Origin of the sequence: Saccharibacillus sacchari DSM 19268 (genome assembly GCF_000585395.1) — a bacterium.
In the GTDB taxonomy this organism is placed as follows: Bacteria; Bacillota; Bacilli; order Paenibacillales; family Paenibacillaceae; genus Saccharibacillus; species Saccharibacillus sacchari.
This window is the reverse complement of record NZ_KK073875.1, coordinates 5390551-5405989: the sequence shown is the minus strand read 5'-3', so window position 1 is coordinate 5405989 and position 15439 is coordinate 5390551. Positions and strand designations below refer to the sequence as shown.

Genomic DNA, 15439 nt, shown 5'->3' with positions numbered 1-15439 from the left:
CTTGAACTTATCACCCTGCAATAGGCTTTTCGCCGTTTGACGGATCTTCTTCGGCCCGACGTTTTTTCTTGCGGCTTTTCGTTTCGGGAGTTGCGTCGATCTCTTGGGTCTCGATCTTCAATGCAGTGAGCTCCTGGAGATTACCGATCAATTGCTCCAATTGGTTGAAGCTGTTGGTCATCTGACCCGTGATGTATTTTTGCTCGCCCATGCCGGCCAGAATCTCTTCCATCGCGGCATTGGTTTGCTGGGTGACGGCCGAGATGGCGACGGCTTGTACCGAGACTTCCGAAGAAGCGGTCTTCATTTTCTCGGAACGGTGTTCGACTTCGCCGGCTTGGTCCAGCAGTTTATGCGTATTTTCGTTGATTTCCGTCAACGCCTGTTCGGAGCGTTGGGCAGCGCCAAGGCTGTTCTCCGCAGCTTCGCGACCGCGTATCACCTGATTCATCAGACGCTCGGTACCGTGCTGCAACTCGCCGAGAATGCCGCTGATCTGTTCGGCCGATTCGCGCGAGTGCTCGGCCAGTTTGCGAACTTCGTCGGAGACGACCGCAAAGCCGCGTCCCGCTTCACCTGCACGGGCTGCTTCGATCGCCGCATTCAGTGCCAAGAGATTGGTCTGGCTGGCGATCTCGGAGATGGTCGACAGGATCTGGGCAATCTGTTGATTTTGCTCGCGGAACAATTCCATGTCATTCGCGGTATCGTTCATGACGGAGTACACCTGATCGATATGCGAACGCAGCTCGGTCATTCGACCGGAACCTTCTTGCGTCACATTGGCCGTATGCTCGGACAGATCGCGCATCATCGAGGAGTTCTGCACGACGCCTTCGATCTCCAGGTCGCTCGCGGACATTTTGTCTGAAATATCGGATACGCTGTCGGCTTGGCTCTCGGCACCTTGCGCGACTTGGGTAAAGGCATTGGTGATCTCTCCGGTAATCAGTTCGTTCAAGGTTACGTTTTCCTTCGATTTACGGGCAAATTTACTGAGTTCGTCCACCGAAGATTTCACCTGGGATAAAACAAGGTCGATTTGAGCCGCGTCGGCTTTGCTTTTTTCCCTTTGGGCAGCCAAGTCGGCAAACAGCTTTTCATTCACGAATCCGATCAGTACGGCGATCGCCGCGATCGCCGCGAACAAGACAACGGTAAAGACCAGCACCATGGTACTGCCTTCGGGCACGAAGACATCGGCACCGCGAATCCAGGAGACCAGTAATGCGATAACGGCGATTGCCGAATAGAGCAAGACGTAGCGGTAACGTGGATACAGCAGCAGCAACACGACCGGAACAAGTGCAATCAACACATTGATCGTTGACGCGAAAACGGCTGCATAAGTAATAGAGAAAAATAAAGCGGCGGCGTAAGGAAGAATATGCAGGCCTTTTTTACTGAGCGTAAGCCAAGTGAACCCGGCAGCGAAAACGCCCAATGCCCCCGCACCGATTTGCGTTTGCAGCGTAAGGTTGAGGCTGGTGATGCCCAGCAGCAGGAAAAGAGCCCACAAGATCCACATGATGATTTTATTGCGTTGGTACATAACACGTTCGAAATTGCTCAAGTGCTCACTTCCCCCGTCTATATGATAATTTGCGCAGTACGTAAGACCTACTTCCATTATCGTCAAAAAGCCCCTAAGCGTGTAGGGGCTTTTTGCGAAAATTAATGTCGATTTTTTTGAAATGAAAGCGAGAACAGCTGCACAATTCCTGATTTTGGAATTCGGCTAAACAGAAAACGTTTGCGATGAAAATCTTTGCGGAATGCGCTGTGGAGTCCCGTCGTCCATCAGGTGTTACCGTTGAGCGCGGGGAGGAAGAGTTGGGTCGTCGATCGGTGAAGAAGGAGTCTCGAGTCCGGGATTAACGGATGGGTTGACGGAATTCTCTGTATCTACGGGAGTGTTGACTCCGTGAGTCTTCGTCGGCTGCAGATTGTCCGTTCGATCATCAGATCCGCCAAGTCGGGTATGATTCAGCGCGTACTGATTGCGGAAAATGGCTTCGACTTCGGGGCGTGATTCGCTGTTTGCTTCCACGATGAGCAAAACGCGTCCGCCTCCGACGTGCTCGTCATAAGCTTTCGCCTCATCTTCGGGAATGCCCAGCCCGATTAGTCCGCCGACGAGGCCGCCTCCTGTAGCTCCGACGGCAATGCCGGCTAAGGCTGCCGCGATCGGACCTGCCGCCAACAGAGGGCCGATCCCCGGAATAGCCAACGCGCCGAGTCCTACCAGAAGCCCCCCGACGCCGCCCAGGATTCCCCCGGCTGCCGCGCCGCCTGCGGCGCCTTCGGGAGCCTTATTGTGATGTTGATCCAGAATCTCCTCGGCATGCTCGCGGTTACGCGTCACGATGGAGATATCGCCTGTTTGATATCCATGACTTTTTAACTCTTCGACCGCTTCCGCGGCCTCCCGTTCGGTCAGAAATACGCCTACCATCTTTTGCATCATGCGGTCGTCCTCCTTAGAAATAAAAATAGATCGCTGTGCTCGAAAAATCAGGATCTGCGCTTGCGGTCGAGCGGGTTGTTCGGGTCGCTCTCCAAGTCAGCCGGGCTCGCTAATCCCCGATTGCCGACAGGCGTGCCGTCCATGCGGTTGGCATCCATGTTGGTTGCGCCCATTGCAGGCGTCTCCCGATACAAGGGATCATCCGTCGTCGTCGCATGGATGTCCGCAAACTCTTCGTCGTAACGTCTATTCAGTGAATTATTTTCATGGAAAATGCGATAAATTTCGCTTCGGTTGGTTTCTTCGGTATCCACGATGACCAGAATTCTTCCTTCGCCTACGAGGGCTTCGTATTCTTTCGCCTCGTGTTCGGGGATTCCGAGTCCGATCAATCCTCCGATTAACCCTCCGCTAGCGGCTCCGACGGCCGCGCCTGCCAGTGTTGCTGCGATCGGTCCTGCGGCAAGCAAAGGGCCGATGCCGGGAATCGCCAACGCGCCGAGTCCGGCCAACAGTCCGCCGATGCCTCCGATGACGCCGCCGGTTGCGGCGCCGCCCGTCGCGCCTTCCTGCGCGAGCGTCACGGTTTCGTCTTCGAATTTTCGCGCTTCTTCGGCACTGCGGGTGACCGCCGAGATATCGTCCGAGTTATAGCCGCTTTGTTTCAAGGCTTCGATCGCTCGCGAAGCTTCCTGCTCCGTGGCAAATATACCGATAATTTTTCTGTTCATGTCTATGCCCTCCTCATGATGGATTAGGATGATGAACCGAAATACCATACGTCACATATTTAAACCTCCGCCTGAAATAGAAACGTGAAAGGGAATGAAAAGCTTTTAGGGCTTTGACATGTCGAGAAAGTTGCGCAGGCGGGGGAAGAGAGAAGACTGCGAGAGAAATTCGCTAGCGGATACGTAATGCTTTCAGCCTTCTTGAAAACACTACCACGCCGCAATCGAGCCGTCGGTTCGCGTCTCGGTTCCGCCGCAAAGAACCCCAGTTGCGGGATCGCGCCATATAATTTGTCCGCGTCCGAACACTCCTTTGTCGGGCGCGATTTTAATTTCGTGGCCTTTGCGCATGAGGGCTTGTGCCAGATGAATAGGGAAATCCGGCTCGACTTGAACGCTTTTGCCGTGTTCCCACATCCAGCGGGGGGAATCGAGGGCGGCTTGAGGGTTCAGGTTGAAGTCGACGGTGTTCATGACGAGCTGGACATGGCCTTGAGGCTGCATGAAGCCGCCCATGACGCCGAACGGGCCTACGGCTTCGCCGGCGCGGGTCAGGAAGCCGGGGATAATCGTATGATAACTTCGTTTGCCGGGACCAAGCGCGTTGTCGTGCCGAGGATCCATGGAGAAGCTATGTCCCCGATTTTGCAGCGCGATGCCGGTTCCGGGCACAACGATTCCCGAACCGAATCCCATGTAGTTGCTTTGAATGAAGGAGACCATATTGCCTTCGCCGTCGGCGGTGGCGAGATAGACGGTTCCGCCCGAAGGCGGCGTGCCGGGACCGGGGAAAGCGGCCTCGTCGGAAATGAGCTTACGGCGTTCTTCCGCATATTCTCGGGACAATAACCCTTCGACGGACATTCGCATATGCTTGGAATCCGCGATATAGGCTTCTCCGTCGGCAAAAGCCAGCTTCATCGCTTCCAACTGGCGATGCAGCGTCGGAACGCTGTCTTTTTCTCCGGCAGCAAAGCCGTCCAGAATATTCAGGGCCATCAAAGCGATCATTCCCTGGCCGTTCGGCGGAATCTCCCACACCTCGTAATCTCGATAGCGCGCAGAGACGGGATTCACCCATTCCGGTTGATAACCGGCCAGATCTTCAGCCGTCAAAAATCCGCCATGTTCCTTGAGATGCCGGACGATCTTCGCCGCCAACTCGCCGCGATAGAACGATTCGGCGTTGGTTCGACCAATCTCCCGCAGCGAAGCGGCGTGATTAGGGGAGTTCCACATTTCGCCGGCTTTCGGAGCGCGGCCATCGGGCGCGAAGGTACGGAACCATTCGGCATGGGCTTCACCCTGAAGCTGACTGCTGAAGATCCGGTAAGCTCGATTCCAGAAATAAGCCAGGCTTGCAGGGACCGGGTAGCCTTCTTCGGCATAGCGCGCCGCAGGCGCAAGCGTTTGTTCAAGGGACAAGCGTCCGAATCGACGGGAGAGTTCGGCCCAGGCGGAAGGCGCACCGGGGACGGTGATCGGTACGACGCCGTATTTCGGCATATCCTCGATTCCCCGTTCTTTCAGCGCGTCGATGGACAAAGAAGCCGGAGCCGGACCGCTGGCGTTCAAGCCGTGCAGCTCGCCGTTGGTCCAGACCAGCGCGAACGCGTCGCCTCCGATTCCGTTAAAAGCAGGCTCCAGCACCGTAAGCGCAGCGGCCGTGGCAATCGCCGCATCGATCGCGTTTCCGCCAGCTTTCAGAATATCCAATCCGGCTTGCGCAGCCAAAGGCTGAGAAGTGGCCACCATGCCGTTGCGGGCATAGGTGGGGAGACGGTGGGAGGGATAGGGTTGATATAGCGGATCGAAATTCATGCGATCAATCATCTCCTGTCTGCGAAATCAAAATGCGTGTAGGCGTGACGAATATCGCCGCGAGGAAGCATACGCGTTTGAGCCTAATAAAAAGCCGCTCTCTTCCAGTGGAGGAGAACGACTTGACGAGATGGAAGTCCTGTTCGTTGGAACAAGCGCGGGCGCTGCGGGAGAAATTCGTTCGAGTCACTGTCTCGCCTGAGAATTGTAGAATTGAACCTGTGGTCAACTCTACAATTCTCAGGCTCAAAGGCGTCTCTCACTGAATTTCCCCCTCCGCTGAAGCTTGGGGCAACGAAAAGACCTTTTTTGAGAATGAAAGGGGCATTCAAATGCCTGCACATGTCGAGAAAATCCAACGTAACTGGAAACGAGAAGACGTAGAGAGAAATTCAGTTCAAGACGCCTTTGAACTTGGAAAACAACCAATAAAATTCTGATCCAGTTTTCCGAGTGAGACAGCGTCTTGAACGAATTTCTCTCGCAGTCTTCTCGTTTCCCCCCGCATGCGTAACTTTCGAGGGCAGCTTCAAGGCATTTAAATGCCCGACTAGTAGTTTGAGCCAGTTGAATGTAAGGTTACGCCTGTCTGATTAAGACGGGTCAAGCTATTAGCTGATCGTGCCTTTGATCTTGCTTTTCAAATACATTTGATAAATATGACGGATGCCGATCTTGACCACCATGTAGATCGGGATGCAGATCAGCATGCCCAGGATGCCCATGATGTCGCCGCCGACGAGCAGCAGGACGATGACGGTCAGCGGGTGCATGTCCAGCTGTTTGCCGAACACGAGCGGTTCCAGCAGGTTGTTTTGGATCAACTGCGCCACGATCACGATGACGATCGACCAGATGGCCATGCTCGGCGATTCGATCAGGCCGACGATGCCTACAGGGACTCCGGCGAGGAACGCTCCGATGAACGGAATGAAGTTTAAGAAGAACGAGATGATGACCAGAAGCAGCGAATACGGCAGTCCGATGATCAGGAAGCCGATATAGAGCAGCACGCAGAGCATCAGGTTGACGATAACCCGTCCGGCGATGAAGCCGTTCAGCGCGTCGTCCATTTCGCCCAGCATTACTTTTCCGTCGTCTTTCTGTTCGTTCGGGAAGATCTTCAGCAGATAACCCGGCAGCTTATAATCGTCGCGCAGCAGGAAGTAGAGCAGGATCGGGAAGGTCGCGATAACCAGCACGAAGCTCGAAACGAACGAGAACATGTTCGTGATGTTATCCGACAGCCATGTCAGCGAAGTATCCAGCACTCCCGACAAGCGGTCGAGCAGTTCTTGGTTCTGGGCCGAGTCGGCCGGAATGAATCGGCTGATAGTCGGGTTGTTTTGCAACTGCTGAAGTTGGTAGACCGCATCCTGCGCAAGCTGAGGCGCATTGGTAACGAAGCTTTCAACCTGATCGCGCAGCGTAGGCCATACCCATAGAGAAGCGCCTACGATAAGCAGAATAAACACCACGAAGATCAACATTACGGACCAGGAGCGTTTCCACTTTTTGCGTTCCAGGAAGCGCACAAGAGGACGTAACGGGTAATAGAAAAATGCGGCGATCAGTAACGGGACCACCAGGGAGCTGACCAACGACACGACTGGCGTGAAAAGGAACTTAACCAGCGTGCCAAGGAATATAATCAGCAGAATAAGGGCGACCCCCGCACCTATGACGAAAAAGCGATTCTTGAACATATGTGTCCTCCTACTGATATGAATGTGCCCGGAGCTTCGATGAGCGGCAATGCCGCAAAAACGGTCAGCCGGGCGATTTGCGCAGACTGGGCAATGAACTATGTATGATCTACGGCCCTAGCAAGCAAATGCACTTCTATATATTAAACGAAAAACGAGATGTTCACGCCGCGCGCGCCAAGGCTTGGCTAAACGGGCAAACATAGCGCTTCGCGATTGTTTTTTTTAAAACCGATAAATTTAATTGGAATTAACCGAAAATCTATTGACTTTCCGCCCGACAGGTCGTAAAATTCAATCTTGCACGACCTAAATGTCCGCCAGCGGGTTGCGTCCTGCTGGAAATATCGTCCAATCATCTTAGAACCAATCGGAGGAAACCATTTATGAAAAAAGCGACCATGCTCGGCCTTGTTGCGATCCTGATGACCTTGATGCTCGCCGCTTGCGGCAGCAATAACGGGAGCAGCAACACAGCCGCTACGAATAACGCAGGCACGTCGGAAGAAAGCACGGCTGCCGCAACGAATTCTTTGGAAAAGATTAAAGCTGCCGATAAGATCGTCATCGGTACGGAAGGCACGTATCCGCCGTTCACTTACCATGACGCAAGCGGCGAGTTGACCGGATTCGACGTGGAAATCGCTCGCGAAGTCGCAAAACGCCTCGGCGTTGAAGTTCAGTTCGAAGAAGCACCGTGGGACAGCCTGCTTGCGGGTATCGACGCGGGACGCTTCGACTCCGTGTTCAACGAAGTCTCGATCCGCGACGACCGCAAAGAAAAGTATGACTTCTCCGATCCGTACATCTCTTCCGGCGCGGTGCTGATCGTGCGCGAAGACAATACGGACATCAAATCGCTAGCTGATCTGAAAGGCAAAAAGTCCGCTCAATCGCTGACCAGCAACCTGGCCGATATCGCACGGGAAAACGGCGCGGAGATCGTGGCGATCGAAGGCTTCCAGCAAGCGATCGATCTGCTAAATTCCAACCGTGCGGATGCGACGATCAACGACAACCTGTCGTTCCTCGATTTGAAAAAGCAAAAACCGGATCTGGCGCTGAAAGTCGTTGCCGAAGCCGAAGACGCTTCCCAAAGCGGCGGCGTATTCGCGAAAAACCAGCCGGAACTCGTCGAAGCCGTGAACAAAGCACTGGCTGATATGCACAGCGACGGAACGTACGCGACGATCTCCGAGAAATACTTCGGCGAAGACGTATCGAAATAATGATGATCCGTAACGCGGTTACGCCGCATTACTGATACGGAAGAAGCCGCTCACGGTTTCAACGGAAGCGGGGCTATCCCGGATTCGCGAAGCGGGTCCTGGAGCAGCCTCGTTTTGTTTGTTCAATGGCAGGCATTTACGTGTAAAAGTGAAGTACGAACGTTTTGCCCGACTTCATAGCGAAAAAGAATGCCGATAGCGGCGGAAGGGGTACAAGAAGCATGGATGATCGTAAAATTCAAATTGTGATCGATTCCTTATGGCCGATGATCAAGGCTGCGCTGCAATACACGATTACGCTCGCGCTGATCTCGTTCGTTTTGGGGCTGATCCTAGCGGTATTGGTTGCATTGGTACGGGTGTGGAAAATCCCCGTGCTCAACCAAATCGCGATTTTTTATGTATGGGTAATTCGGGGGACGCCGCTGCTCGTGCAGCTGTTTATCATTTTCTTCGGACTGCCGAGCGTCGGAATCGAATTCGATCCGTTCCCGGCCGCGGTTATCGCCTTTACGCTCAACATGGGCGCGTATAATTCCGAGATTGTCCGTGCCGCGATCCAATCGATCTCGAACGGACAATGGGAGGCTGCCTATTCGCTCGGCATGACGCGCGGTCAGGCTCTCTGGCGTGTTATTCTTCCGCAGGCTGCACGCGTATCGGTACCGCCGCTATCGAACTCTTTTATCAGCTTGGTCAAAGACACGTCGCTCGCTTATACGATAACGGTGGTCGAGCTGTTCCAGGTTGCGAAGCAGATTACGGCAACCACTTATGAGCCGCTGCTGCTCTATACGGAAGCGGCCGTGATCTATCTCGCGATTTGTACGATATTGAATGCTCTGCAAAGTGTGATGGAGAAGCGGTTATCCCGATTCTCCGCTCAATAAACCGACCGGAAAGGAGTCAGATCCCATGATCGAAATTCGTAATTTGCATAAATCGTTCGGATCGCTGCAAGTGCTTAACGGCATTGATTTATCGTTGGAAAAAGGGAAAGTGCTCGTGATCATCGGCCCTTCCGGCTCGGGGAAAACGACGTTGCTGCGCTGTCTGAACCTCTTGGAGACGCCGGATGCCGGATCGCTTCAACTGGGAGAGACTACCCTAGAATTCAATGGGCGACGTAAAATGGACAAGCAAAAAGTGCTGAAGCTGCGTCAGAGCACCGGAATGGTCTTTCAATCGTATAACCTTTTCCCGCATAAGACCGCACTGGAGAATGTCATGGAAGCTCAGATCGTGGTTCAAAAGCGCGATAAGGAGGCGGCGCGCAAGCGTTCCTTGGAGCTGCTGGCGAAAGTCGGCTTGAGCGGCAAGGAAGACGCATACCCGCACCAGCTCTCGGGAGGTCAGCAGCAGCGTGTCGGCATCGCCCGTGCGCTGGCTACCGATCCCGAGGTGATGCTGTTCGACGAACCGACCTCAGCGCTTGATCCCGAGCTGGTCGGCGAGGTGCTGAAGGTCATGAAGGAGCTGGCTGCCGAGGGAATGACGATGGTTGTCGTGACTCATGAAATGAAGTTTGCTGCGGAAGCGGCGGATAAGGTCGTCCTGATGGACGGCGGCGTTATCTTGGAGCAAGGACCGCCGCAGAAGGTGCTTCAGAACCCGTCCAGCGAGCGCGCCTCCCAATTTTTGAATGTGCTGACGTCCAAAGAATGAATCGGAACATGAATCAGACTCAAGAAAGCCGCCGAGACTATGATCGGCGGCTTTTATTTTGATTTTTATACATATAGCTATTTAAAAGGGCGGGTTTTTTGTCGAAAAAAAGATATGGCGCTAAATAAAGCGATGAAACGGAAGAAACGGGGGAAACGCATGAGAAACAAATTCAGACTGACCTTTTTTGCGAAAAATATGATCATGATCGCGTTCGGTATTTTGCTGGTAGGGGGTTTGTTAACGGGTATCACCGTCAAATTGCAGCAGAAGATGGCGCTCGACAGCCTTCGCAGTCAATACTTGGGCGTAACGGATTACGTAAGAGCCCAAATCGGCAATCCGCTGATTGCGGAAGCAGTCGCCGATCCGGCTCCGGATAATGAAATAGGGAAAAAACTGACTCCGATGCTGGATCAAGTGTCGGACTTGAACCCGAACGTCGCGCAAGCTTACGTATTCGGCGCGGATCTGGAAAACGGAACGCAGACCGTCGTGGCTTCGCCGACCCATCTGACGGCGGACGGCATGGTACCGGGTACCCGCTATGAAAATCCTCCGGAGATGCTCAAAGCCATGCAGGCGATTATCGCGAGCAAACAAGCGACGACCACCAATGCTTTTACCGACGACTACGGAACTTGGGTCACGATGCTTCAGCCGATCCTGGACGACTCGGGCAATCTGATCGCCGTGATGGGACTGGACATCAATGCGCTGGATATTGCCCAAAATACAAAGGACATTTTACTGACTTCGCTGCTTGCCATGGCGCTCTGCTTCATCGGCGTGCTTGCGCTTCAATATTTCGTGATGCGCCGCATGATGAAGCCGATTCGCGAATTGTTCGGAGCGATCGGCCAAATGAACGACGGCGACCTGAACGTGCAGCTGCATACGGATCGAAAAGACGACTTCGGCGATTTGAACCGCAAGTTTTCCGAGATGGCGCTTGAGATCAAAACCATTATTTCGGGCGTCCAAAGCCGTGCGCAGCAAGCCGCCGACTCTTCGGCCGCATTGCAGGAAGAAGTCGAGAAAAACGTACGCATTCAAAACGGCGTGACGGAAAGCGCGGATCGCATGAGCGTCGGAGCCCGCACGCAGGAAAGTTCGGCCGAAGAGACGTCGAGAGTCATGGAAGAGATGTCGCGTGCCATTCAGGAGATCGCGCAAACGGCTTATCAGGTATCCGAAGCGGCTTCCGAGATGAAAACGGAAGCGACGGCGGGCGGGGAGTCGATTGATCGCGTCGGCGACCAGATGTCGGCCATCAGCACGTCGGTCGGACGTTCCTCGGAGCGGATTCGCGAGCTTCAGGAGCGTTCGCGCGAGATCGAAGGCATCGCGGGGCTTATCTCCGGCATTGCTTCGCAAACGAATCTGCTGGCGCTCAACGCCGCGATTGAGGCGGCAAGAGCCGGCGATCACGGCAAAGGCTTCGCGGTCGTCGCGGAAGAGGTGCGCAAACTTGCCGACCAGTCAGCGACTTCGGCGAACCAAATTTCGGGCATTCTCGGCTTGATGATTCGGGAAACGGATGAAGCGGTCGTGTTAATGCAAGAGGGGATGCACGAGGTAGAAACAGGCCTTACGCTGTCACAGCGTTCGGGCGAAGCGTTCCGACGGATCGAAGCGGCGATCGGCAACGTGTCCACGCAGACGGAAGACATGTCGGCGGTCACGGAGCAAATGTCGGCCAGCTCCGAAGAGGTAGCCGCTTCGGTGAATGAACTGGCGGGAATCGCCAAAGAATCGTCGGGCAGCGCGATTGAAGTGACGCAGGCCTCGCAGCTTCAACGCGAATCGCTGGATATCGTGTCCGCTTCTTCGGAAGAAGTGAACGGGATCGCGTTGGAACTCAGCAAATTGATCGCTAAATTCAAGATTTAATCTATTCTTTTCCGTATAAAGGCTGCCCCGAATGCCGCATCGATGGCCGAGGCAGCCTTTTTTCGTTATGAAAACAACCGAAATGTTGCGAGAATGCTCTTGCCGACTTTATTGTTACCGCTTACAATTAGTGAGCTTGCAAACACCGAAAGGGAGGAGACTCCGATGCCACGCGCTAATCTTTTTGCGAAAATGATGCTGATTCTGACCCTGATGTGGATTCCGGTGGCTCTGCTCTACGGGTATTCGAACAAGACGACAACCGACGTGCTGCGCGCGGAACTCGGCGAATCGAATCAGAACCAATTAGCCTTTTTCCAAAGTCAGGTCAATACCAATATCGAAATGCTGGCTTCCTGGCCGAATCTGCTGATTCATGATCCGGACATCGAAAGCTTCCGCAAACTATATACGAACGGCGGTTATTTTAATCTGGACGAGATCAATCTGGTCAAGCGCATTCAGAACAAGCTGAGCATTCAGGAGAGTTCGTCGAATTGGAAAAGCCGCCTGCATCTCTATTCCCCGTCGCTGCGCCGCGTCGTGTCGGAGAATGATGCCCGCGCTTACGATCCGGCTTTGCTGCAAGCCACGATCAAGCCCGGCTGGCAGGTGACTCGGGCGAAAGAGGGCAACGAAGAGATTTTCTTGTTCTCCTGGTTCACGGTTGCGCCTTACGGCATCGCCGATCCCGCGTTGAAAGCCGAGACGATCGTGGAGCTTGAATTCGACAGCCGCAATATCCAGAACATGCTCGACAAGTTCAAAGACGACGGTCGGCATGATCCTTTTTACTATAGAGAGGACATGGGCGTGATTTACAACCGGACGTCGGATCGCGATTTGACGGAGAAAATGATGGAGAAGCTTAACGTATCGCCGCTGCCGGAAAGCGATAATCTCACGGTCAATATCGACGGGGAACCTTATATGGTAAGCATCGTGCTATCCAAAGAAACCGGTTGGTACTTGATCGATTACATGCCGATGGCCGATATGCTGGCGCCGATCCAAAAATCCAATCTGCTGTTCTACTTTTCCATCCTCACGCTGCTCGTCATGGGCTCGGTAGCGGCTTATCTGCTGTATGTGCAAGTGCAGATCCCGATCCGCCAGTTGATTCGGGGTTTCCAGCGTCTTCAGCAGGAAGATTATTCGGTGCGCATCAAGCCGAAAGGCCGCAACGAGTTCAGTTTTCTGTCGGAGCGCTTCAATCAGATGGTCGACAAAATACAGAACCTGTTCGAACACGTGTATTTGGAGCAGCTGCATGTCAAAGAAGCGAGGCTGAAGCAGCTGCAATCGCAGATCAATCCGCATTTCTTCTATAATTGCCTGTCGTTCGTGACCAGCATGGCGAAGCTTGGACGGATGGACGCGGTCGTGGCGATGTCGCACAGCCTGTCGAGGTACTACCGGTACACGACGCGGCAGGAGCGGGAACTGGTTCCTTTAAAAGAAGAAGTCGAGTTCGTGCGCCACTATCTGGAGATTCAGAAGATGCGCATGAATCGTCTCGATTACGTGATCGAATTGCCGGAAGAGTTATTGGACCTATATGTATCGCCGCTTATTCTTCAACCGCTCGTGGAAAATGCCGTCATTCACGGAATCGAACCGCATGCGGAATCCGGGTTGATTCGGATTTCCGGAGAACTGGGCGAAGACGGAACCGTGATCATCCGCGTCGAAGACAACGGCGGCGGACTGGACGAAGTCGGGCGCGAAAAGCTGAAGCGGCGTCTGGCCGAGCCGATGAGCGAAGAAACGGGCTGCGGATTATGGAACGTCAACCAGCGGCTGCAACTGCGCAGCGCCCGGGAGGCCGGGGTTCGAACCGAAGATTCGCCGCTTGGCGGTTTGACGGTGATGTTGGTCTGGAACGAGCATCCGAAGGATGACCATGATGAAGAGACGCTGCGGCGTTCGATATAATTTTTAAAAAAGAAAGGAGTCCTCATCATGATCGAAGTGCTGCTCGTGGATGACGAGACTTATGTAACGGAAAGTTTGGAGCTGACGATTCCTTGGGAAGAGATCGGAGTCAGTACGGTACGCCGCGCCGCTTCGGGAGCGGAGGCGCTGGCGATTATGGAAGAGGAAGCGATCGACCTGGTCGTTACCGATATTCGGATGCCGGGCATGGACGGGCTTCAACTGATCGAAGAGATCGGTCGGCGTTGGCCGGGGGTACGCTGCATTTTGCTGACCGGGCACAGTGATTTTACGTATGCGAAAAAGGCGCTTCAGCTGCGGGCGAGCGATTACGTGCTGAAGCCGGTGGACGATGACGAGTTTGTCGCGGCCGTGTCCGAAGCTCTCGATTCGCTGCGGGAAGAGTGGGACGAGTTTGATAAGGTTCACCGCTTGCTGTACAGCCGGAAATCGGATTACAAAGTGCTGCGGGAAAACCTGCTGCATGAGCTGCTGCTGGGGCGGGAAATGAATCCGCAAGCGCTTAGCGAGCAGCTTCGCGCGTACGAGCTGCCGTTGCAAGCCGGACGGCCTACGCTCATGCTGTTGGCTCGTCTGGAAGGTCGCTTTGCGACAATGGATGAGTCTTCGTTGGAATTGATGGACTTCGCAGCGGGCAACATTGCCGAAGAGGTGCTGCGCGGTCAGCCGCTGTGGTACGGAAGCGGTCCGCACGGCTGTCTCGTCCTGCTGCTTCAGCCAGGCGATTCCGGTGGCGAGCCTACATTGGAGCAGACCGCGCGCGGTCTCGACCTGCGTTTGGAGAAGCTGCAAGAGCATGTGCGGTTGTATTTAAAAGGGGAAATTTCGCTCTCGGTATCCACCGTGTTCGAACTTGGCGGCAGCCATCCGGGAGCGGCTTACCGGCGCACGCTCGGTTCGCTGTATGCGGCCGGAAACAGCGGACGAACCGTGTACGTCGATCCGCAAGCCGCGGCTTCGGGAGCTTCGGTATCCGATGCGCTTTCGCCCGCAACCGAAGGCCGGGGCAGCGTCACCGAGTTGATGTACGCGCCGCCTACGCTGCTGCATCTGCTGGAATCGCATCAGTGGGACGAAGTCCGAACAAAAATCTCCGGTGTATTCGACGCGGCGGAACGGGCCGGCTTGGCCGGTCCGCCGATGTACGAGATTTATTTGTGGATGACCAACGCGTTCCTGTTTATCTCGCACCGCGAAGGCCAGCCCGTAGGCGAGTTGGGCGGCGAAGAAGGCTTCGATCCCGTATTGGCGCGCGGCCTGGTTCAACAGCCGCAGCGCCTGCGAACCTGGGGACTTCGGTTGCTAGACGGCTTGGCCGAACAAACTTCGGCCGGAGCGGGCGACGGCCGCAGCAAAGTCGTCAGCCGCGTCCGCCAACTGGTCGGCACCGGGTTGGACGGCGACCTGTCCGTCAAAACGCTGGCCGATCAAGTGTATCTGCATCCCGTATACCTGTCGAAAATCTACAAAGCCGAAACCGGCGAAGCGTTGGGCGATTATATCATCCGCATGCGCATGGAACGCGCCGCTCATCTGCTGAAAAATTCGGGGAAAAAGATTTATGAGATTACGAGCGAGTTGGGTTACCAGAATCCGCAGTATTTCAGCAAGATGTTCAAAAAACAATACGGCATGACGCCGAATGAATTTAGAGATAGCTGAAACGGAGGCGAAGAAAAGGAGGGCACACCCTTTTCTTCGCCTCCGTTTGTTTCAACGACGGTCTTGCCTTCAAACATGCAAACAACAACCTTCAACTTCGCATGTTCTCTTCCGTCCCATTTCTAACGGATCGACACAACGCTTAAAGCCGAAAATCGAAGCTTCATGATTTTTAACGGAACGAGACGACGCTTAGCGGGATAAAAAGTCGATTTTCCCACTGATTTTATTGCATTTCGACTTCTAAGTGTCTCCACGATCCGCTATATTCGCAAAAGCGAGCAAAACAGACGTGTAACGGATATGCGA

At 54.2% G+C, this 15439-nt stretch carries 11 protein-coding genes; 6 read left to right on the top strand and 5 right to left on the bottom strand.

Going from position 1 to position 15439, the window contains the following annotated elements:
• Nucleotides 1-10: 10 nt before the first annotated feature.
• From SACSAC_RS23410 to SACSAC_RS23390, 5 genes are all read right to left on the bottom strand, one after another.
• The gene (locus SACSAC_RS23410; protein WP_037290846.1) at nt 11-1573 is read right to left on the bottom strand and encodes a methyl-accepting chemotaxis protein; all 1563 of its coding nucleotides are present in this window, start codon (nt 1571-1573) and stop codon (nt 11-13) included.
• 234 nt (nt 1574-1807) lie between these two features.
• Nucleotides 1808-2467 (bottom strand): general stress protein, encoded by a 660-nt coding sequence (locus SACSAC_RS23405; protein ID WP_156951078.1) that lies wholly within the window; start codon nt 2465-2467, stop codon nt 1808-1810.
• A 47-nt stretch (nt 2468-2514) separates the two neighbouring features.
• Entirely contained in the window at nt 2515-3198 is a 684-nt protein-coding gene (locus tag SACSAC_RS23400; protein WP_037290845.1) for a general stress protein, read from the bottom strand.
• Nucleotides 3199-3408: 210 nt separating this feature from the next.
• Nucleotides 3409-5019, bottom strand: coding sequence for a gamma-glutamyltransferase family protein (locus SACSAC_RS23395; RefSeq protein ID WP_037290843.1), 1611 nt, complete (start codon nt 5017-5019; stop codon nt 3409-3411).
• A 611-nt stretch (nt 5020-5630) separates the two neighbouring features.
• Complete coding sequence (locus tag SACSAC_RS23390) at nt 5631-6725, bottom strand: AI-2E family transporter (RefSeq protein ID WP_037290840.1); 1095 nt, start codon at nt 6723-6725, stop codon at nt 5631-5633.
• A 386-nt stretch (nt 6726-7111) separates the two neighbouring features.
• On the opposite strand from SACSAC_RS23390, the gene SACSAC_RS23385 reads away from it, so the two are divergent.
• From SACSAC_RS23385 to SACSAC_RS23360, 6 genes are all read left to right on the top strand, one after another.
• Nucleotides 7112-7954 (top strand): amino acid ABC transporter substrate-binding protein, encoded by an 843-nt coding sequence (locus SACSAC_RS23385; protein ID WP_037290837.1) that lies wholly within the window; start codon nt 7112-7114, stop codon nt 7952-7954.
• Nucleotides 7955-8175: 221 nt separating this feature from the next.
• Complete coding sequence (locus SACSAC_RS23380; RefSeq protein ID WP_037290835.1) at nt 8176-8844, top strand: amino acid ABC transporter permease; 669 nt, start codon at nt 8176-8178, stop codon at nt 8842-8844.
• A gap of 25 nt (nt 8845-8869) precedes the next feature.
• Nucleotides 8870-9619 carry an amino acid ABC transporter ATP-binding protein gene (locus SACSAC_RS23375; protein ID WP_037290833.1) on the top strand — a complete coding sequence of 250 codons (750 nt, stop codon included), beginning with the start codon at nt 8870-8872 and terminating at the stop codon, nt 9617-9619.
• A 159-nt stretch (nt 9620-9778) separates the two neighbouring features.
• Nucleotides 9779-11512 carry a methyl-accepting chemotaxis protein gene (locus SACSAC_RS23370; RefSeq protein WP_037293629.1) on the top strand — a complete coding sequence of 578 codons (1734 nt, stop codon included), beginning with the start codon at nt 9779-9781 and terminating at the stop codon, nt 11510-11512.
• A 165-nt stretch (nt 11513-11677) separates the two neighbouring features.
• Complete coding sequence (locus tag SACSAC_RS23365) at nt 11678-13447, top strand: sensor histidine kinase (protein ID WP_037290831.1); 1770 nt, start codon at nt 11678-11680, stop codon at nt 13445-13447.
• A 27-nt stretch (nt 13448-13474) separates the two neighbouring features.
• Nucleotides 13475-15130 (top strand): response regulator transcription factor, encoded by a 1656-nt coding sequence (locus SACSAC_RS23360; protein WP_037290829.1) that lies wholly within the window; start codon nt 13475-13477, stop codon nt 15128-15130.
• Nucleotides 15131-15439: the final 309 nt, after the last annotated feature.

Coding starts and splice junctions, on each gene's coding strand:
- SACSAC_RS23375 (WP_037290833.1), top strand. CDS start 8,870: ATGATCGAAATTCGTAATTTGCATAAATCGTTCGGATCGCTGCAAGTG.
- SACSAC_RS23365 (WP_037290831.1), top strand. CDS start 11,678: ATGCCACGCGCTAATCTTTTTGCGAAAATGATGCTGATTCTGACCCTG.
- SACSAC_RS23400 (WP_037290845.1), bottom strand. CDS start 3,198: ATGAACAGAAAAATTATCGGTATATTTGCCACGGAGCAGGAAGCTTCG.
- SACSAC_RS23405 (WP_156951078.1), bottom strand. CDS start 2,467: ATGATGCAAAAGATGGTAGGCGTATTTCTGACCGAACGGGAGGCCGCG.
- SACSAC_RS23395 (WP_037290843.1), bottom strand. CDS start 5,019: ATGAATTTCGATCCGCTATATCAACCCTATCCCTCCCACCGTCTCCCC.
- SACSAC_RS23385 (WP_037290837.1), top strand. CDS start 7,112: ATGAAAAAAGCGACCATGCTCGGCCTTGTTGCGATCCTGATGACCTTG.
- SACSAC_RS23390 (WP_037290840.1), bottom strand. CDS start 6,725: ATGTTCAAGAATCGCTTTTTCGTCATAGGTGCGGGGGTCGCCCTTATT.
- SACSAC_RS23360 (WP_037290829.1), top strand. CDS start 13,475: ATGATCGAAGTGCTGCTCGTGGATGACGAGACTTATGTAACGGAAAGT.
- SACSAC_RS23370 (WP_037293629.1), top strand. CDS start 9,779: ATGAGAAACAAATTCAGACTGACCTTTTTTGCGAAAAATATGATCATG.
- SACSAC_RS23380 (WP_037290835.1), top strand. CDS start 8,176: ATGGATGATCGTAAAATTCAAATTGTGATCGATTCCTTATGGCCGATG.